The organism is uncultured Campylobacter sp., from assembly GCF_938045405.1.
Classification (GTDB): domain Bacteria; phylum Campylobacterota; class Campylobacteria; order Campylobacterales; family Campylobacteraceae; genus Campylobacter_B.
Window position 1 is genome coordinate 1 of the sequence record NZ_CALIMW010000225.1, and the last position, 19438, is coordinate 19438.

The following is a 19438-nucleotide window of genomic DNA, read 5'->3' on the forward strand; positions in this document are numbered from 1 at the left end:
GATTTTGATAAATTTTATTTACAAGAAATTTTAAGACGGGAATTTAAAATTTTGGAATTATAGGATTTTGGAATTTTAAAATTTTAAAATTCTGCGAAATTCTAGAGTTTTATAAAATTTGGTTTTATGCAGGACTAAGATGGAGTTAAATTTAAAGCTCTATTTTGCATTGCAATCGGTTAAGTCTTGGAGTTCCGTAGTGTAGTTTGGCTCCTCTCCAAACAAATCACGATCTCTATATACCTCTAAAATTTCTTTTAGTAAATGCAAAATATCTTGCTTATTAAGACTTTGCGTATGATTTGGTTTTAAATCTAGGAATTTCCAGATTCTATGAAATTTTTCTGGTTTTAAAGTTCTGTTTATAATAATTTCATAATCCATAATTACCTCTAGTAATTCATTATTATAATATAGAATCCAAATAGTCTCTGTACTAAGAGCATGATCAAACTCATTACTAGGAAAGCTATAAAGACACCACATCCAACAATTTCTACTTTTGTCAATAGTCCATTTTCGTTTGTTAATAAATTCTTTATACGGCGGATTATATTTATAAAATATTTCGCTCAATCCATACTTCTCATCATCCTCTTTGGTGATGATTGCATTTTCAAACGCCATCTGCGCTCCTTGGAATTTAAAATTTAATGTGCAAGCGGAAATTTCAAGCGCAAAGTTATGCGAAATCTGCGACGCAATCGAAAACGGCAAGCATAGAAATTTCAAACTCGCCGCGCTTAAAGATAGACCGGTGAGCTTGCCGCGACCGCTAACCCCGCTCGCTGCGGATATATTTGCTTCCGCTAGCCGTAGCAAAGCAAATGCGGCTCGTTAGCAAAGCTAGCAATAAAATTAATCGCAACCCATCTGCAAGAAGCATAACTGCACGATTTGCGGACGGGCTAACAAAGCTAAAGCGAGCCGATTAAAATTTAAGCTTTAGCTTGCGGCGCTTAAAAGCCGATTAAGCTTAGACGCGGTACGGGCAGCGTACCGCGACACGGCACCCAAGCCTCAAGCTACATTAATACCGGAATTTTGGTCTTTTGCAGGAAGTATTTCGACGCGCCGCCTAAGAAAATTTCTTTTATGCCGCTGTCCGAGTGCAAGCCCGCGACTATGAGGTCGAAATCGCCCGCGTCTGCATACTCTAGTAGCACCTGTCCCGGGATCTTGCCCTCGGCGTTTAACGCCTCAAAAACATCGATTTTAACGTCATGCAAGGCTAGATAGTCACTTATACGGCGCTTAGTTTCGGCAAGATCATCCTGAAGGTAGTGATTTGCGGTAATAACGGTGATAGATTTGGCGCGCTGTAAAAGCTCTAGCCAATTATCGAGCGCCCTTGCAGACGCCGCAGTGCCGGTAAGCGAAACTAAAATTTTATCCGCCCTAAACTCCTGTAGCTTGCGCGGTATGACGATGCAAGGCTTGCCGCTTTTGGTGACCGCCGCCTCGAACGTGCCAGTGATAGAGCCCGTAGGCGGCACCGAGACCAGTACTAAATCGCAATATTTAGAGTATTTCTCGACCAGCTCGGAGCGGATGCCCACCATATGCCTCAAAGCGGCGCTATTTGGGACGTGATCGTCGTCGTTTTGATCTAGGCCCAGCTTGGCGCATTCAGCGTCGAAGATAGCTTTGATCACCTCGCGCTCGGCCTGCATCTCGTCTCCTGCAGATTTTAAAAACTCCTCCATCAACACGCCGCCTTTTAGCGTCATACGGACGTTGTAGATCATCTTAGGATCGAGCTGGCACGCCATTATGTTGATGTGCGTACCGAAAAATTTATTCACTAGCAGCGCTCCGTGTATGCGCTCTGCCAGCTCCTCGCCGCCGCCGATAGGGAAAAAAATCTTTTTAAGCTGCATCTTTACGCTCCTATTAAAATTTTAAGCTAATTCCAGTGAAATTTTAGTGCCTTTCTGATCGGTCACGCGCACTCGCACCACGTCGCCCGCCTTGTAAGGCGTCGTGATAAATTTAGCGCGCAGCAATCCGTCCACGCCGTCTCGTAGCGAGATGAAAGTGCCGAAATCCAGCACGCTTTGCACCACGCCGTCAAACTCCTCGCCGATCTGAAATTTTACCTCTTTGCGTTCACCGCGCGGCTTGCGAAAATCGCGAGAATTTGAGACTATCGATAAAATTTTCTCTTTCGCGCCCGATACGCCGCCCGATTTTGCGCCTTGGATCTTGACCTCGCCCTTTTCGCGATCCAGATCGATATTTACGCCGAAGCTTTCGGTGATCTCTTTGATGACCTTGCCGCCCTGACCGATGATGTCGGGGATTTTGCTCGGATCGACGCTAAAAATTTCAAGCTTCGGAAGCACATCTTCATTTATGACGATCGCCGCGTCCGCCTGCTCCATCAAGCCCAGAATATGCGCGCGAGCCTGCTTTGCCTGCGCGAGAGCCTCTTTTAAGACCTCCAGGCTGATGCCGCCGAGCTTGATATCCATCTGAAGCGCAGTGATGCCCTCATAGGTGCCCGCGACCTTAAAATCCATATCGCCGTCGTGATCCTCAAGCCCCATTATGTCGGTTAGCACGGCATGCTTGTCGCCCTCAAAAATCAAGCCCATCGCTACGCCCGCAACGAGCTTTAGCGTAGGTACGCCCGCCGCCCGAAGCGATAGCGCGCCGCCGCAGACCGAAGCCATCGAGCTTGAGCCGTTGCTCTCTAAAATTTCGCTCACCACGCGGATAGACTGCGGCGAGTTTAGATCGATGCTCGGATATAGCGCTCTTTTGGCTAAATTTCCATGTCCCAGCTCGCGTCTACCCGGGCTTTTGAGCGGGCTTGCTTCGCCTACGCAAAAGCCCGGGAAGTTGTAGTTAAACATAAATCTATCGCTGATCGGCTCAAGCTGCGTTAGGCTGTCGCTTAGCTGCGCGTCGCTATCGCCGCCTAGCGTAGTGACGACCAAAGCCTGCGTCTGTCCGCGCGTAAATAGGCAGCTTCCGTGCGCGCACGGCAGGATATTGGTCTCGATACTGATCGGGCGCACCTCATCAAGCGCGCGTCCGTCGGCTCTGCGGCGATCTTCGATGATCTGCGTACGGATGATGCCGCGCTTATACTTGCCGATGACGCTGGAGATCACCTCTTTGCTCCACTCGTTTTGCGCCGCAGCCTCGGTGGTTAAAATTTGATCCACGATTTTGTTTAGTTCGGTAGCGCGTTCGCTCTTTGCCATCTGATTGATTGCAGCTTTGACGGCGTCTTTGTAGTTCGCGTCGATAAAATCCGCGATATCCTCATCCTCGATCTCGGGCTTGTACTCCAAGCTCGCATCCGGCTTTTTAAGCGGCAGAAAAGCCTCTTCGTAAGCGTTTGAGCCAGCACTTATCGCCTTTGTGGCAAAATCAATCGCATCTACCATCAGATCTTCGCCAAATTCATTCATCTGCTGCGCGCCGCCGTTAATCTGCGGCAGGGAGCGCATCTCGATCATCAAAAGCTCATCGCCGACGCCGGCTACGTAAAGATCAAGTGCGCTATTTTTAAGCGCGGAGTTGCTCGGATTTAGGATGAAATTTCCATTTTGATAGCCTATGCGCACGCCGCAAACGGGCGCTTTAATCGGGATGTCGCTAAGATATAGCGCCGCGGACGCCGCATTAAGAGCGACGACTTGCAGATCAACCTCGGGATCTGCCGATAGCACGTAAACTACGATCTGCGTCGGATATGCGTATCCCTTTGGAAAGAGCGGGCGCAGCGAGCGGTCTATGATGCGGCTCGTTAGCGTCTCAAAATCGCCCGGCTTGGTCTCGCGCTTAATGTAGCCTCCGGGGATTCTACCTGCTGCGTACATCTTTTCGATATATTGCACGGTAAGAGGCAAAAAGTCCTCCTGCACCTGCGTCTCTTCGCGCGCTACGGTAGCTAGCACGACGGTATTTTTCACACGCAAAAGCGCCGCACCCGCGGCTTGCTTTGCGACCTTATTGATATCGAAAATTTCGGTATTGCCATTTACTTCAATTTTGCACTGCATTAATTTTCTCCTTATTTTTGTTGGTTTCGTGAAACGGCAGATAAAGCGGGCATTTGTTTAAAATTTGCATTATCTCCTCCGCGCTTGAGAGCGTTTTTTCTTTGTAATAAAAATCCACGTTCACAAAGTCTCTGATCTTGTGAACGGCATAAATTCCATCTACTAGCATGGCGATCTCGTCTGCATTATCGCTGCCGATAACGGGCGTGGCATAAAAGATCGCTTTGGCGTTTAAGCTTACGAGCGTCTTTATGCAAGTAAGTGCAGTCAGCCCGCTCTCACACCCCTCATCTACCAAGATGACGTTTTTTTTCTCCAAATTTCCCAAAAGCTCGCCCTTGCGAAATTTATACATGTTTTTTAAAATTTTCTCCTCATAAAGTCTATTCGCCTGCCCGTAAACGTAATCCAGGCTGATGCCGAAGCTTCGCACGAGCTCATCTACCATCACGATCTCTTGGGTTTCGCTTACGCACGCGATCGCGCATTCAGGATTATTTGGCGCTAAAACAGGCTCTGTGAATAAAAACTCATAAGCAAGCCCTAGTTTTAGAGCAAGATGGTTTGCGATAGGAAGCGACTCCAGAGACTGAGCGATTATTAGAAAATTTTCGTTTTTGATCACGGTAGCGGGTAAAATTTCTGCGAGTTTCATCGCGGCGTCGATTTGGTTTTCAAACATCAGCTCAGCTCTAGGCGTCATTATTTTTCGCTTCCGTATTCGCTATCTACTGAAAAATCATACCCTACTCCGCCGAACGGATAGAAATTTACGAGAAAGTAAATTCCGCGCTCCTTGCTTGCTTTGCTGTAGCCCGTCGTACTGGTATTTTTAGGCTCGATATCCTCTTGATACACAAAAGAGTAATTCCAGCATTTGCGCGTATGAGAAAGTCCCACGCGCCACATTTTAGAATAAGATCGCTCCAAGTCGTAATCCCAACGCCCAAAAATTTTATTATTCCTAGGCAAATTTACCGAAGCATTTACGATGCCGTAGTTATCTTTCGTATAGCGTTTAGGCTCCATGCTTAGCTTTTCGTATTCGTAAGCGTGACTAAGTCCAAAGCTAAAATCGTCGTTGGAGTAGTTGGCGTAGGTATAGACCTTATCGAAGCTTTTATATTTATGCGAGTAGGTAAAGCGGTTTCCGATATTTAGCCCATTTGCAAAATACGCATCGATGCGGTGTTCTAAATCGTCAAACTCATGATCGTCGAAGTCATATCGCTGCTTGACGCTATGGCGTAAGAATTTACGTCCGTCTTCATTATAAAAAAACTGCGTCATACTTAAAGCTGCATTTTCGTGGGTGTATTCGTCACTAAGCTCGCTTAAGAAGTTATCCTCCCAATAAAGCGAGTCTTGCAAGTTACCCAGCCGCGAGCGATCTACTGCGCCGCGAGCAAGATCGTATTTATACTGATGATACTTTAAAATTCTATCCTCGATGTCGCCTTGCTGCCATCCGGGAATTCTAAAATCCGCCCTCCAGCTCATCGTATGATATAAGCTATCGTAAGCCCTGGCTACATCGGTGTAGAGCGAAAGCTCAGTGTATTGATTAGCGTAGAAAGTGCTTTTATCCTCGCCAAGATCTCCGTTTGCGTAGTAGAATTTATCGTGCCAATCGATATTAGTCATATACACTCGCTCGGTAAAGGCGAAATTTAAATAATCCGCCAGTAGTGGCGTGCTTATACTAATCGGCACGTCAAACTCGTATTGGCGAGCAGTCGCGCCCTCCCATCTGGTATAATTACGCGCTTTTGCATCAAGCGAATAGATCAAATTTGGCAGCCCCAAATCATTGCTAAATTTATGATATTGCAGCGTCGGAAGCTCTTGGACGGTATCTTCGTTGCGGAAGGTATTATCGGCGTTTAGCTTGCTTGTATCGATGTAGTAGCGTCCGTAAGCGCCGAAATAGTGCTCGTCACCGGTCAAATAATAATTCAGCCGCGAAGTTACGAGCGAATTATCCGCATCGTCGCCAAGACCTCCCTTTTCCTTCAGATCGTAGTATTCAAGGTCGTTTAGCTGAGTAAAATCGATCCATAAATTTTCGCGTAGATCGCCGTCTAGCAGATAGGTCGCGAGCTTGCTGCGATCGTATTGAACTTCAAAGCCGTGATGGCGCTCGTTTTTGTATTCGAGGCGCTTTTGCGCTCTCGAGAAGTTATCGAAAACTCCACCTCTAATCTCGCCGTAAGAATACGGCGACTCCGTAAATCGAAATGTCCCGTATACGCCAAAGCCCCTTCTGCTGCGCACCTGCGGATCGAGCTGAAAATCCCAGCTATCGTAAGGCGCAAAATAGATCGGCTGCTTATAATAAATCCCCTCCTTGCTAATGTAGCCAGCCTCGGGAGGCAGCAAGCCCGTGCGGCGCGTACGGTCGGTCGGAAAGCCGAAATACGGCAGATAGAGCACCGGCACATCGCCCACGTAAAATCTCGGATTGAAAAGATGGAGGAATTTGCTCTCTTTATTGAGCATGCCGCTGCTAAATTTAATCCGCCAATCAGGATCGGTAACGTTGCAGCTAGATACGCTGGAGCCCTTCACGCGGTAATACTCGCTGTCGCTGCAGCTGGCGTCGTTTTGCATCCAAAGCTCGGAGTCCTTGTCCATCATAAAATTTACGTCGGCTTGCTGCTTATCGTTTTTCAGATCGATTTTGACATATTCGGCGCGGGTGGTTTCGCTGCTGCCGCGCATCGCATTGACGTTACCAAAAAGCTCGATGATCCCGTTTTGCTCGTCGTATGTAGCGCGATCGGCGGTGATAAAGTAGTCCTGCGAATACACCGTTACGTTGCCACTGGCCTCCGTCAAAAAGCCGTTTTTCTCGACATTATCTGCTATAAGCTCGACGTCTTGGACCTTTGCGCTCGCACTACTTGCTAAAAGAGCGCTAAAACTAAGCGCTAGAATTTTAAATTTTTTACTCTTTTTCAATCTCTACCACCAATGTTTTCGCCGCCATATCATGCAGGCTCTGACGCGAGTTCGTAAAAAGCGCCACCAAAAATCCCATATAAAAGATCATCTCGCTTATCAACCTAACCGCCGCGCGGATCGCTGCAGTAGTGATATCCATAGCGCTGCCGTCGGCGCGGACGCAATAAATTTTAACCGCAAGCTTGCCTAGCGTCGCGCCGTATAGATAGACAAAAATCGCCTGATATAAAAATTTTATTATCGCGTAATGCAAAATGAATTTTGACGCGATCTTTTGTACCTCAAGATTGCTTCCGCTCTGCGCCGCTGCGACAAGCTCTGGCTCGTCAATAGCAAATAGCACGACTACAAAAAGCGTTACGCTCACCGCTTCGTCGATACTAAACGCAATTACGCGCTTGCCAAGCGGAGCGATGTTCAAATTTTATCTCTTAAGGCTTGATACGCGATATCGCGCCTATACTGCGCGCCGCTAAATTTTATATTTTCGCACAGCGCGTAAGCCGCGTCGCGCGCCTGCTTTAGGCTCTGTGCGACGCCCACGCTTACCAAAACGCGCCCGCCGCTAGCGTAAATCTGCCCCTCCCGCTCGCTCACGCCTGCGTAGCAGATATGCGCTCCCGCGGGAATTTCGCCGACTTCGATCAAAGCAGGCTGCGAAGAGCCGTAAGGGTAGCGCTCGCTAGCCATCACGACGCCCACCGCGAATCGCTCTTTTAAGCTTATGCTACTTAGCTTGCCTACGGCGGCGTTGTATAAAATTTCGCTCAAATTTCCGTCAATTAGCGGCATCAAAACCTCGCACTCCGGATCGCCGAAGCGGACGTTGTACTCCAGCACGTAAGGCTCGCCGCCCACGATCATAAGCCCCACGAATAGCACACCGCAAAAGGGCGCGCCCTGCTGCCTCATTCCTTTTAGTGTAGGTGCTACGATCTCGCTCTGCACTCTTTTTATCAGCGCGGCATCCGCTAGCGGGCTTGGCGCATAAGCTCCCATGCCGCCGGTGTTCGGGCCCAGATCGCCGTCAAGCAATTTTTTATGATCCTGCGCTACGGGCAGACTTACGAAATTCTCCCCGTCGCAGATCGCAAAAAAGCTCAGCTCGTAACCATCTAAAAACTCCTCCACGACGACGCGCTTGCCGGCTTCGCCGAAGCTTTCGCCGCTTAGCATATCCGCCGCGGCTTTTTTAGCTTCATCTTTGGAATTTGCGATTATGACGCCCTTGCCTGCGCACAAGCCGTCCGCTTTAACCACGACGCGACCGTTTAGATCGTCTATAAATTTTGAAATTTCGGGGAGATCGTCGCTGCTTAGAAATTTTGCGGTTTTAATATGATTTCGCGCCAGAAAGTCCTTCATATAGGCTTTAGAGCCCTCAAGCTTCGCCGCAGCGGCGCTGGGACCGAATATTGCAAGACCTTGCGCTTTAAAAATATCCACGATACCTTTTGTAAGCGGCTCTTCGGCGCCTACGACGGTAAGGGCTACGTCGTTGTTTTTAGCAAAGAGTGCGAGCTCATTAAAATCTTTTAAATCTAAATTTTTACCGAGCGCCTTAGTAGCGCCGTTTCCCGGAGCAAAATACAGATTTAAAACGTTTTTATCCTCGCGAAGTCTTAGCCCGATCGCGTATTCTCTACCGCCGCCGCCGATTATTAGGATATTCAATGAAGCCTCCGTAACGTAAAAAACCCAAGTGAGCGTTGCGTAAAAAGAATCGGCTCAAACAAAGCCAATCTTGCAACTAGGAAAAATCTCTAGGTCGCAACCCGTAACTTTAAAAAAGCTCGAGCCGAGCCGCGTCACACGGACCTCTCACGTCGTCGCTTATACAAATATGTTGAACCCTCATATAAAACGCTCTCGCTTCACCCAGGCTTGGGCAAAATTATAGTCTAAATTTGCTTAAACTATGGCAAAAGCGCCAGATCGACGCAGGATTTTATCGACATTCTTTCGCAGATTATCGGCTCGCAAAACTCGCTCAAAACGCTCGCCGTCGTCCTACCGATACAGACCGCCCTGTAGCCCCCGTCCCAGCCGAAATTTGCGGTAAAGCCGCGAACGTTCTTAGGCGAGGTAAAAATCAGCGTGCTGCCTTGCGGCGGCTTTGCGGCGGCGGGGAGGCTAAGGATGCAATTTTCGTAGGCGATCACGCTTTGCAGCCGCACGCCGGCGCTAGATAGAATTTGCTCCAGCCTCGATACCGTCTCGCGCGCGCGCAGATACAGCGCGTCTCTGCCCTGCAAGAGCGGCGCGATCTCCGCGGCAAACTCATTTCCGTGCCCGTGCCGCGCCGTGTAGATATCGCGAAATCCAAACTCGCGCGCAGCCGCAGCGCACGGCTCGCCGATAGCGTAAACGGGGATATCTAAATCAAGCGAAATTTCATTAAATTTTATCGCCGCCACCGCATTTTTGGAGGTAAAAATTAGCGCGCCCGTCTGCGCAGGCAGGCTAAATTTGAGAAATTTTATCTCGCAGACCGCAAGCTGCCTCACCTGCGGATGATCAAATTTCGTATTAGACACCAGATATATCAAAATGCCCTCCATGTTTAAATTTGCTTCGATTAAATTCCGCTCTCGAAAAAATCCGATCCGCGGTCATTAATCTTTGAGTTTAAAATTTAATTCTGCTTTGCTCCGCCCTCCGCGCCGATTAAAAACTCGCCCGCAAAGCCTGCTCCGCTTTTTAGTCGCACTTAAGCAACCTAGCGGCGGCACGCTTTTTAAAATTTTATCTCGCAAGCGAAGCGTCAAATTTAAATTCATCGCTTTACGCGAGCTCTGCTTTTTAAATTTTATTTCGCAGCCTGCGGCGAGCACCTAAAAACGCCGCTGCAAAGCTCGATCTGCGCGCGGCAGACGTATTACATAGCTCGTCAGCTCCGCGCAGCCTGTGTATGCATCCACACAGATCGTCAAGTTCGCCAAATTTTAAAATTTAAAACCGCGGCTACGAAATTTCAAAACTACGAGCGCTAAATTTTAAAATTTCGCCGCTCTTAGGCTCTTAAATTTATCCCTTCAGCCACCCGTTTAAAATTTCAATCTGCGCCGCAACGCTCTCATTTGCCGTGCCTCCTTGCGACTTGCGCGCCTCTTTGGATGCATTTAGGTCAAGAAATTTAACCGCATCGCCGCCCAAGCTTTCATCCACGCTCGCAAGCTGCTGCGCATTTAGCTCACTCAAATCCAGGCCCAAATTTTCCGCATACGCCACGGCCTTGCCCGTGATGAAGTGAGCTTGTCTAAACGGCACGTTTTTCTCCCGCACCAAAAAGTCGGCCAGATCGGTCGCCGTGAGGTGCCCGCGGCGCGTCATTGCTAGCATATTTTGCTCGTTAAATTTAGCCGTTTTTAGCATCTGTTTTAAAATTTCAAGGCTCGTAAGCGCGGTGGCGACGCTGTCAAAAACGCCCTCCTTGTCCTCTTGCATATCCTTGTTATAGGCTAGCGGCAAGCCCTTCATCACCGTTAGCAGCGCGACGAGATTTCCGTTTACGCGCCCCGCTTTGCCGCGGATTAGCTCGGCGACGTCGGGGTTTTTCTTCTGCGGCATGATCGAGCTGCCCGTGCTGTAGGCGTCGCTGATCGTGACAAAGCCGAACTCCTGCGAGCTCCACAAGATGAGCTCCTCGCACAGGCGCGACGCATGCGTCATCAGCACGCTTACGTTAAACAAAATCTCCAGCGCGAAATCGCGGTCGCTGACGCTATCCATCGCGTTTGGCGTCACTCCCGCAAAGCCTAGCTCTCGCGCGACTAGCTCGCGGTTTATCGGATGCGGCGTGCCGGCAAGCGCGGCAGAGCCTAGCGGACAGAGGTTATTTCGCTCGCGCGAGCTGGCAAAGCGCTCGTAGTCGCGGCGAAACATAAACGCATAAGCTAGCAGATGATAGGCAAGGCTCACGGGCTGGGCGTGCTGAAGGTGCGTGTAGCCGGGCATTAGCGTATCTGCGTGCTCGCTAGCGATATCTCGCAGCGCGGTGACTAGTTCGCGGATTTTTTCGGCAACCTGAGCGCCGCTTTTAAGCACGTAGAGGCGAAAATCAAGCGCGACCTGATCGTTTCTGCTGCGCGCAGTGTGCAGCCTACCGCCAAGATCGCTTCCAATGAGCTCGCTTAGGCGCTTTTCGACCGCCATGTGGATGTCCTCGTCGGCGGTTTTAAACTCAAATTTACCGCTTTTTATCTCCTCAAACACGGCGTCAAGCCCCGCGACGATCTTTTCGCTCTCGCCCTGCTTTAAGATCCCACAGGCGCCGAGCATTCTTGCGTGAGCTTTGCTGCCTGCGATATCCTCCCGCCAAAGCGCCCTATCAAAGCCGATCGAGGCGTTAAACTCTTCCAAAAGCGCCGAACTCGCCTCGCTAAAGCGCCCCTCCCACATTTTTTTCACGCTCGCTCCTTCGTTTAAATTTTCGGTGATTTTATAAAATTTTAAATCTCGCCGCACAAAATTTATGGGCGAGAAAAAGGCTAAAGCGCGGTAAATTCCTAAGAATGCGCGTACCGCGCTTTCGCACTCGGTTTGGAATTTACTGCGCCTCAAGCTTAGCGCTTCAAAAGCGCTTGCCAGCTTATTCGATCCACTTTACTACGTCATCCATGCCGCGACGGATCTTTTGCGGCTGCGGGTTTACGCGGTAGCCGAAAGGCACGAGTAGCGCCACGCGGCGCTCATTCCATTTTAGATCCAAAATCTCTCCGAGCGCAGCGCGATCAAAGCCCTCCATAGGGCAGCTGTCGATGCCGTGGCTTGCGGCCTCGTTCATCATCGCAAGTGCTGGGAACATGCACTGCGCGTGCGACCAATTAAATAGCTCCTCATCGTCGTTGTGAAAATAACCGCTTAAAAAATCTTGATAAAATTTATGCCTGTCGCCGATATATTTGGGCGCTTCATCTTTTTTGCGCGTAATCATTCGCTCGATATAATCACTTCCTAACTTTATGTCCTTGATCTTTGCTAAAATCACGACCAGATGTGAGCAAGAGGTGATCTGCGGCTGATTCCATGATTTTTCGCGGATCTGCTCGCGCAGTGCCTTGTTTTGCACAACCAAAAAGTCCCATTGCTCTAGCCCCGTAGAACTAGGTGCTAAGATGCCTGCCTGCAAAATAGCGTCGAAATCGGCTTTACCGATCTTTTTATTCTCGTCAAAAATTTTGCACGCGTGGCGAAATTTCATAATCTCTAAATGTGTCATAGCCTCTCCTTGATTAGTTTTTGTAGATCAAATACCCGCCATCTTTGCGCCTGATGCTGAGGTTGCCCTCGCGCGAGCGCACGCCGATGCGGTAGTAGCCGTCCTCTTTGGTGACGTTGATGTCGCTAAAGCCGCCGATATTTACAGCAAAGCTCGCGCCGCTAAGCGGGATATCTTGGCGCCAAAACTCAGCCTCAAGCGCGCCCGAAGCGTTTGCGTCGGAGCTTTTGAAATCGTCTGCGGTGATGAGCTGCACGCTGTCTTTGCGAATGACAAATTTTAATCCGTCGTCAAATTTAAGCGTCTCTAGCGGCAGCTCTAGGCGCGGCGCGAAGCTAGGTGTGGTACCACTTTGCGAGACCTGCTTTTGTAAATTTGGATCAGTCGAAGTAACCGAGACGTCCAGTGCCCTATGTAGCGCAGGTTTGGCGCTAGCGCTTAACACGAAGTCATCGTGCCAATCAATCGAGCGATTGATATCAACGATCTTTTCGTGCAGAGTCCCGTCGTCGTCCCTATATCGCACGATCAGGCTTTCGATCGTAAGAGCGTCTGAAGGAAGCGCAAAGGTTTGCTGCGTGAAATTTTTGGGCGCGGGAGTATTTTGCGGCGTGGCGGCGGAGCTTTGCGCCGGATTGGAATTTTGCGGAGCAGATTGCGCGTTTTGTTGCATAGTGGAGTTTTGCACCGTAGAATTTTGAGCTGTAGAATTCTGTGCCGCTTTGAAATTTTGCACCATTGTAGAATTTGGCTCGCTTACTTCTGGCACGATTGGTAACTCATCAGGAGGCGGAAGCATCGCAACTGAAGGCTGCGCAGAAGAGTTCAGCTCCGTTTTTATAACCTGCAAAGGAGCGCCGATGCCCGCTTTGGGGCCAGGAGCTTTTTTTTCGGTCTGCGAGAGCTGTGCACTCACGGCTTTTTTGGCGGCGCTTGCTTTAATACTGGAATTAGCTTCTGCGGCGCTTTTTTGGATTGCTGCGGTAGGACTTTTAGATGTTTCAGGTCTCATTACAGCTTGCTTTTTAGCGTTTGGGCTTTGTGCACCTGTTTTTGGCTCTTTAATCGCCAAATCGGTAGAATTTTGCTCTTTTACCGCGACGATGCTAGGTTTCGTAGCGTTTGAATTTGCGCCATTTAAATTCTCAGCGTTTAAAAAAGCGCAAAGACCTAAAATTAGCAAAGAAATTTTTCTCATTTTTTAAGGTCCGGATCGAGCGAGCGACGCTCTAAATAAAGCTTTTGCAGCTCAGCGTTTTCCTCTTTTAGCCGCTCGACGTCGGTGAATAAAAACGCCTTTTCTTTTTGCAGCTGGCGCAGCACTTCAAACGATCGCTTGCCAAATAGCACATCACCCACGAAGATGCCTGCAAAAACAACGCAGACGATCAGCGCAAGAGCTGCAAAAATCTGCTTAAGCGGTGAAAACGGATTGATAAAATTCAGCCGTTCTTTTAAATTTTTACGCTTCTTTAAAGCTTTTTTAGCGGCAGGATCTGCGTTTTGCGGTGTAAAAGAAAATCCTTGCGTTGCAGAATTTATGTCTTGTGCCGCAAAGCCCGTGCCTTGAGAGCCGCGCTCTACGCTCTGAGCCGCAAAATCCGCGTCGTTTGGGAAGCGATTTTCTTTCACGTATAATTCTGCACTCTTTAAATCGCTGCCTCCAATAAATTCCGCGCTGTAAAAGCCCGCGTCTGCTTGCGCGCTGCCTTCGTAGTTTCCGCTTGCAGCAAAGCTTTTGCCGATTAAATTAGAGTTACCACTTGTGGCTTCAGAGGTAGAGCCTGCTTCATCTATACCACGCGAAGCGCCGCTACGATTTTGGCGGAAGCCAGCCCCTACCTCGCTAAAGCCTCCGCCAAAATTTTCATCGCTATAAAATTCATCATCGTCAAAAAAATCGTCCTCGTCAAAGTCTGCGTCTGAATATTTGCCTTGCGTGTCCGTATAATCCGCTCCGTCCGTATAGGTGCGCTGCGCGCCGCCCTTTAAGCCCCGCTTGGACTTTTTTTTAAAAAACATTTTAAATTTGATTTCCCAAAAACTCATCCGTCTCGCGCTCGATCTCAAGCAGGCGGTTGTATTTTGCGTTGCGTTCGCTTCTTGAGGTCGCGCCCGTTTTGATTTGGCCAGTATTCATCGCGACGGCGAAGTCCGCGATAAAGCTATCCTCGCTCTCGCCGCTTCTGTGGCTCATCACGCAGCGGTAGCCTTTGCGCTGAGCTAGGCGGATCGTCTGCATAGTTTGGCTAACCGTGCCGATTTGATTTGGTTTTATTAGAATCGCGTTAGCTACGCCTTTTTGGGTGCCTTCGCGCAAAATTTTCTCGTTCGTTACAAATAGATCGTCGCCCACAAGCTGCACTTTAGAGCCAAGCCTGCTAGTTAGCTTTGCCCAGCCCGCCCAGTCGTCCTCGCTTAGGCCGTCTTCGATCGAAAATATCGGATACTTCTCGCAAAGCTGCGCGTATCGCTCGATTAGCTCTTCGCTACTAAATTCCTTGCCCTCTAGCTTGTATTTGCCGTTTTCGTACAGCTCGCTAGCTGCGACGTCAAGGGCTAGTTTGATCTGTTCGCCTGCCTTGTAGCCTGCTTTTTCGATAGCTTGCATGATTAGTTTGATCGGCTCTTCATTGTCGTTTAAATTCGGCGCAAATCCGCCCTCATCCCCCACTGCCGTACTGTGGCCTGCCGCGTTTAGAAGGCCTTTTAGCGTGTGGTAAATTTCGCTCGCCGCTCGCAGCGCGTCGCTAAATTTATCAAATCCAAACGGCATAATCATAAATTCTTGAAAATCCACGCTGTTGTTCGCGTGCGCGCCGCCGTTGATGATATTAAACATCGGCACCGGCAGTACGCTAGCGTTCGCGCCGCCTAGGTAGCGATACAAAGGTATGTCAAGGCTTTTGGCAGCCGCGCGCGCTACCGCCATAGATACGCCAAGCACGGCGTTCGCGCCCAAATTTGAGTAGTTATCGGTGCCGTCAAGCTCGCGCATTTCATCATCAAGCGCCTTTTGATCGAAAGCATCCAGCCCGATCACGGCTTCGGCGATCTGCGAATTTACGTTTTCCACCGCTTTTAGCACGCCCTTGCCGCAGTATCTATCGCCCCCGTCGCGAAGCTCCAGCGCCTCGCGTTTGCCCGTGCTTGCGCCGCTTGGCACTATCGCGCTTGCTACGGTGCCGTCGCTTAGAGCCACGGTCGCTTTCACGGTCGGGTTGCCGCGGCTATCTAACACCTCTATCGCATAAACATCTTCGATATAAATCATCATTCATCTCCGCTTTGTAAATTTTCTTCATCGTCCGCGTCCGCGCTGAAATTTACGCTACCCATCTGCTCGCGGATCTTTGCCGTGATCTCTTCGGCGACAGCAGGGTTATTCTCTAGATAAATTTTAGCGTTTTCGCGCCCTTGACCTAGCTTAGTGTCGCCGTAGCTGAACCACGCGCCGCTTTTATCTACGATGTCTAGCTTGACGCCGTAATCGATCAACTCGCCCACTTTGCTGATACCCTTGCCGAACATTATGTCAAATTCCGCGATCTTAAACGGCGGCGCCACCTTGTTTTTCACGACTTTGACCTTGGCGCGGTTGCCGATGCTCTCTTCGTTTTGTTTCAAAGTAGCGATCTTGCGTATGTCGATGCGCACCGAAGCGTAAAATTTAAGCGCATTGCCGCCGGTCGTCGTTTCTGGCGTGCCGTAACCCATCGCGCCGATCTTCATACGTATTTGGTTGATAAAGATCACAGTCGTATTCATCTTGTGCACGACGCCGGCGAGCTTACGCAGCGCTTGACTCATAAGTCGCGCCTGAAGCCCCACGTGCTGATCGCCCATGTCGCCCTCGATCTCGTTTTTCGGCGTGAGCGCAGCGACGCTATCTACGACGATAAGATCGATCGCGCCGCTCTTTGCTAGGGTTTCTACGATGTCAAGCGCCTGCTCTCCGAAGTCGGGCTGGCTGACGTAGAGATTGTCGGTATCGACGCCTAAATTTGAAGCGTATTTGACGTCCAGCGCGTGCTCGGCGTCCACGAATGCGCAAATTCCGCCCGCTTTTTGGCACTCGGCGATGATATGAAGCGTAAGCGTCGTCTTACCCGAGCTCTCAGGCCCGTAAACCTCGATGATACGCCCCTTCGGCACGCCGCCGATGCCAAGCGCGATGTCAAGCCCCACAGAGCCCGTAGAGATGGCGTCTATCGGCTCGACCTGCTTATCGCCCAGCCGCACCAGCGTGCCCTTGCCGAAAGCTTTGTCGATCGATTTTAGCGCCGCATCCAGCGTCTTTTTCTTTCCCTCGTCCATGTTTTTCCTTAAAAATAAATTCGTTTGATTTTACCAAATTTGAAATGAATTTTTGATTATTCGCGCAAATTTGGCGTGGCATCGGAATTTGAAATTTTTAAGGAGCGTAAAAGTTCTGCGCGGTAAGCGGAGAGCATTAAATTTAGCCTTTTAACGGGCCCTGTTTTTCACGTTTTTCTTTAGAAATTCCGCATTTTTATGAGGGCTGTAGCAAAATTTCACTATAATTTCGCAACATTTTGGAATCAAGCTGCGCACCGCGCGCGAAATTTAAAGCGGAGCAAAAAGGATAAAATTTGAAGATTTTTAAGCATATAAACGTCGCCCACTCACCCGACGCCGACGATATTTTTATGTATAAGGCGATTGATTTTGGCTGGGTGAGCTCGAAAAATCTAAAGCTTAGCGCCACGGCGCTTGATATCCAGACGCTAAACGACGAGGCGCTAAAGGGCACCTATGAGGCCACGGCGATTAGCTTCGCGTTATATCCGCTTATCTGCGACGAATACGCGCTTTTGCGCACGGCGGTGAGCTTCGGCGAGGGCTACGGCCCAAAGCTCGTTAAGAAAAAGGGCGCGGTTTTAAAGCGAAATTTCAAGGTCGCGCTAAGCGGCAAACACACGACAAACGCCCTGCTTTTTCGCATGGCATACCCGCAGGCGCGCGTGATTTATAAAAATTTCCTAGAGATCGAGAGCGCTGTCTTAAGCGGCGAGGTGGACGCGGGCGTGCTGATACACGAGAGCATTTTGGACTTTTCGGACGAGCTTTGCGTAGAGCGCGAGATCTGGGATATCTGGAGCGAGCTATCGGGCGAAAATCTGCCGCTGCCGCTAGGAGGCATGGCGGTTCGCCGCAGCCTGCCGATAACGGACGCCACCGAGTGCGAGCGCGTGCTAACGGAGGGCGTGCGCATCGCCACCGCGCATAAGCCCCTTTTGTCGCATATGCTCATGGAGCGAAATCTTATCCGCGTGGACGACGCAAAGCTCGAAAAATATCTGAGCCTTTATGCCAACGAGGCCTCGATCGAGCTTTCGGGGGCGCAGATAAAGGCGGTAGATAGGCTATTTGAGCTTGGTTACGAGCGCGGATTTTACCCTGCGCCGATTAGCGCGCAGGAGAATTTTATCCCGCGCGAATATAACGAGATCCGTTTTGCGGACTGCGGCGGACAAAACCCTATGTAAAGGCGGGCGAGGTTAAAATTTAGCTGAAATTTGAGCCTTGCTTCGGCTGATTTTGCTCGAAACACTGCCCCTTCGTTTCGGCTAAATTTCTAGGCGTTAAGGGGTTTGCGCCTTGGCTAAAATTTCGCTTCGGCGTAAAGGCAGGCGCGCGGTAGAATTTTATCTCGTTTTTGATGTGCGGTAATCCGTTTTTGAAATTTAGCCGTAGAGGGCGACGTGGATTTAAATTTGCGCGCAAATTTAACGCCTAGCCTTCCGCGGATCGTCGCCGAGCTGCGCCAATCAACCGCCTGCTGTGGCGTTATTATCGCGGTGCGATGTTCCGCCTCAAATTTACTGCTACGCGGCGATGAAATTCCACGGTGCGACGGTACATTGCGCAGCTGTATTTTATGCCGCAGGGTGCGAGCTGTGTGTGCGACGTAGCGCGCCGCTGAAAACGTATCGAAAGCGAGCTAAATTTAATCGCAGCAGCGTTAAATTTTAAGATAGCGTTCGCGTTTCGCACCGTGCGGCGCGGCGGTATCGCTAAATTTTAAAACGATATGCGGCGAGCGGCAAGCTCGAAATTTAGAAATGAAATTTAAAAGGCAAAATTTTGAAAACAAAGCAGATAGATTTTAGCAAATACACCTCCGTGCGCATCGGCGGGAGTTTCGCGGTGCAAATTTTAAAAGACGAGGCCGATTTTGCGGAGTTTGAGAGCATAGCGGGGGGCGCGATCATCGGCGGCGGCAATAATCTGCTCATCTCGCCCGCGCCGCCGCACCTTGCGATGCTAAGCGAGGAGTTCGACCGCATGAGCTTAAGCGATGATGTCCTTAGCATCGGGGCTGCGACGAAGTCGGGCAAAATTTATAATTTCGCCAAAAAGCAAAACATCGGCGGCTTTGAGTTTTTGCGCAACATCCCAGGGCAGCTCGGCGGACTAATCAAAATGAACGCAGGGCTTAGCGGCGCGAGCATTAGCGATAGCCTACTTGCCGTGCGCCTGGCTCGCGGCTGGGTGGAGCGCGAGCGGATAAGCTTCGGCTACCGAAGAAGCGGGATCGAGGAGCCGATTTTGGGCGCCGAGTTTAAAATTTCACGCGGCTTTGATGCCGAACTCGCCGCGGATTTCGCCGCCAAACGCGCCAATCAGCCAAAGGGAGCAAGCTTTGGAAGCTGCTTTAAAAATCCGCCGAATGACGCCGCGGGCAGGCTGATCGAAGCGGCGGGATTAAAAGGCCACGCGATCGGCGGCGCGAAATTTAGCGAGCAGCACGCCAATTTCATCATAAATTTCGGCGGCGCGAGCTTTGAGGATGTGATTGCGCTCATAAATTTAGCGCAAAGCCGCGTTTTTGAAGAATTCGGTATCGAACTGGAAACCGAGGTCGTGGTGCTATAAAAGGAAATTCGTATATTTTGCCCCCGACTAAACTTACTCGGTCATCCATTCCGTCTTTTTGCACTGGATTTTTTTATGCTTTGAAATTTTAAAATACCGACGAAATCGTCAAATTTAAAGCTCTCGAATACAGTGCGCCGAGATACTAACTGCCGTTTCATCGCTTAAAATAGTCGCTACAAAAATAGTCCGCAAAAGCAATCAATTTTATCTCGTTTATCTCGCCGTAAAAAACAGTTGTTGAATTTTGCGCGCAAACCGACGCGGCCGTCTAAATCGGCGTTCCGTAACCGTCTAAGCGGGCAAGCAAATTTAGCTCAGATAGTAACACGCAAAA

Annotated in this window: 17 protein-coding genes; 2 read left to right on the forward strand and 15 right to left on the reverse strand. The window is 49.7% G+C overall.

Annotation, left to right across the window (positions count from 1 at the left end):
- Positions 1-159 precede the first annotated feature (159 nt).
- The 14 genes from Q0140_RS09205 to recA form a co-directional block, all read right to left on the reverse strand.
- Positions 160-627, reverse strand: a complete 468-nt coding sequence (locus Q0140_RS09205; RefSeq protein ID WP_297963961.1) for a hypothetical protein — start codon at positions 625-627, stop codon at positions 160-162.
- A gap of 398 nt (positions 628-1025) precedes the next feature.
- Complete coding sequence (locus tag Q0140_RS09210) at positions 1026-1880, reverse strand: universal stress protein (RefSeq protein WP_297963963.1); 855 nt, start codon at positions 1878-1880, stop codon at positions 1026-1028.
- A 21-nt stretch (positions 1881-1901) separates the two neighbouring features.
- The gene (locus tag Q0140_RS09215) at positions 1902-4016 is read right to left on the reverse strand and encodes a polyribonucleotide nucleotidyltransferase (RefSeq protein WP_297963965.1); all 2115 of its coding nucleotides are present in this window, start codon (positions 4014-4016) and stop codon (positions 1902-1904) included.
- Entirely contained in the window at positions 4000-4719 is a 720-nt protein-coding gene (locus tag Q0140_RS09220; RefSeq protein ID WP_005871536.1) for a phosphoribosyltransferase family protein, read from the reverse strand. Before Q0140_RS09220 ends, Q0140_RS09215 begins: the two co-directional genes overlap by 17 nt.
- Positions 4719-6977 (reverse strand): LPS-assembly protein LptD, encoded by a 2259-nt coding sequence (locus tag Q0140_RS09225; protein WP_297963967.1) that lies wholly within the window; start codon positions 6975-6977, stop codon positions 4719-4721. The genes Q0140_RS09220 and Q0140_RS09225 overlap by 1 nt, the downstream gene beginning before the upstream one ends.
- Entirely contained in the window at positions 6964-7401 is a 438-nt protein-coding gene (locus tag Q0140_RS09230; RefSeq protein WP_297896847.1) for an RDD family protein, read from the reverse strand. Before Q0140_RS09230 ends, Q0140_RS09225 begins: the two co-directional genes overlap by 14 nt.
- On the reverse strand, positions 7398-8654 hold the full coding sequence (purD, locus tag Q0140_RS09235; protein ID WP_297963969.1) for a phosphoribosylamine--glycine ligase: 1257 nt from the start codon (positions 8652-8654) through the stop codon (positions 7398-7400). The genes Q0140_RS09230 and purD overlap by 4 nt, the downstream gene beginning before the upstream one ends.
- Positions 8655-8896: 242 nt before the next feature.
- On the reverse strand, positions 8897-9529 hold the full coding sequence (locus Q0140_RS09240; RefSeq protein WP_297963971.1) for a uroporphyrinogen-III synthase: 633 nt from the start codon (positions 9527-9529) through the stop codon (positions 8897-8899).
- Positions 9530-10007: 478 nt separating this feature from the next.
- Entirely contained in the window at positions 10008-11381 is a 1374-nt protein-coding gene (gene argH, locus Q0140_RS09245; RefSeq protein WP_297963985.1) for an argininosuccinate lyase, read from the reverse strand.
- A 190-nt stretch (positions 11382-11571) separates the two neighbouring features.
- Positions 11572-12201 (reverse strand): NAD(P)H-dependent oxidoreductase, encoded by a 630-nt coding sequence (locus Q0140_RS09250; protein ID WP_297963973.1) that lies wholly within the window; start codon positions 12199-12201, stop codon positions 11572-11574.
- A 13-nt stretch (positions 12202-12214) separates the two neighbouring features.
- On the reverse strand, positions 12215-13399 hold the full coding sequence (locus Q0140_RS09255; RefSeq protein ID WP_297963975.1) for a hypothetical protein: 1185 nt from the start codon (positions 13397-13399) through the stop codon (positions 12215-12217).
- Positions 13396-14250: a hypothetical protein gene (locus Q0140_RS09260; RefSeq protein WP_297963977.1), complete on the reverse strand. Its 855-nt coding sequence runs from the start codon at positions 14248-14250 to the stop codon at positions 13396-13398. The genes Q0140_RS09255 and Q0140_RS09260 overlap by 4 nt, the downstream gene beginning before the upstream one ends.
- A complete protein-coding gene (eno, locus tag Q0140_RS09265; RefSeq protein ID WP_297963987.1) occupies positions 14225-15475 on the reverse strand; it encodes a phosphopyruvate hydratase in 1251 nt (416 codons plus the stop codon). Before eno ends, Q0140_RS09260 begins: the two co-directional genes overlap by 26 nt.
- The gene (recA, locus tag Q0140_RS09270; protein WP_297897512.1) at positions 15475-16518 is read right to left on the reverse strand and encodes a recombinase RecA; all 1044 of its coding nucleotides are present in this window, start codon (positions 16516-16518) and stop codon (positions 15475-15477) included. Before recA ends, eno begins: the two co-directional genes overlap by 1 nt.
- 296 nt (positions 16519-16814) lie before the next feature.
- Between recA and Q0140_RS09275 the strand changes: the two genes are divergently transcribed.
- Positions 16815-17711 carry a menaquinone biosynthesis family protein gene (locus Q0140_RS09275; protein WP_297963979.1) on the forward strand — a complete coding sequence of 299 codons (897 nt, stop codon included), beginning with the start codon at positions 16815-16817 and terminating at the stop codon, positions 17709-17711.
- Positions 17712-17730: 19 nt separating this feature from the next.
- Here the strand turns inward: Q0140_RS09275 and Q0140_RS09280 are convergent, their stop codons facing one another.
- The gene (locus Q0140_RS09280) at positions 17731-17949 is read right to left on the reverse strand and encodes a hypothetical protein (protein WP_297963981.1); all 219 of its coding nucleotides are present in this window, start codon (positions 17947-17949) and stop codon (positions 17731-17733) included.
- A gap of 360 nt (positions 17950-18309) precedes the next feature.
- Here Q0140_RS09280 and Q0140_RS09285 point away from each other — a divergent pair, with 360 nt between their 5' ends.
- Positions 18310-19101, forward strand: a complete 792-nt coding sequence (locus Q0140_RS09285; protein WP_297963983.1) for a UDP-N-acetylmuramate dehydrogenase — start codon at positions 18310-18312, stop codon at positions 19099-19101.
- Positions 19102-19438 lie beyond the last annotated feature (337 nt).

Coding starts and splice junctions, on each gene's coding strand:
- Q0140_RS09205 (WP_297963961.1), bottom strand. CDS start 627: ATGGCGTTTGAAAATGCAATCATCACCAAAGAGGATGATGAGAAGTAT.
- Q0140_RS09210 (WP_297963963.1), bottom strand. CDS start 1,880: ATGCAGCTTAAAAAGATTTTTTTCCCTATCGGCGGCGGCGAGGAGCTG.
- Q0140_RS09215 (WP_297963965.1), bottom strand. CDS start 4,016: ATGCAGTGCAAAATTGAAGTAAATGGCAATACCGAAATTTTCGATATC.
- Q0140_RS09220 (WP_005871536.1), bottom strand. CDS start 4,719: ATGACGCCTAGAGCTGAGCTGATGTTTGAAAACCAAATCGACGCCGCG.
- argH (WP_297963985.1), bottom strand. CDS start 11,381: ATGTGGGAGGGGCGCTTTAGCGAGGCGAGTTCGGCGCTTTTGGAAGAG.
- Q0140_RS09250 (WP_297963973.1), bottom strand. CDS start 12,201: ATGACACATTTAGAGATTATGAAATTTCGCCACGCGTGCAAAATTTTT.
- Q0140_RS09255 (WP_297963975.1), bottom strand. CDS start 13,399: ATGAGAAAAATTTCTTTGCTAATTTTAGGTCTTTGCGCTTTTTTAAAC.
- Q0140_RS09260 (WP_297963977.1), bottom strand. CDS start 14,250: ATGAGTTTTTGGGAAATCAAATTTAAAATGTTTTTTAAAAAAAAGTCC.
- eno (WP_297963987.1), bottom strand. CDS start 15,475: ATGATTTATATCGAAGATGTTTATGCGATAGAGGTGTTAGATAGCCGC.
- recA (WP_297897512.1), bottom strand. CDS start 16,518: ATGGACGAGGGAAAGAAAAAGACGCTGGATGCGGCGCTAAAATCGATC.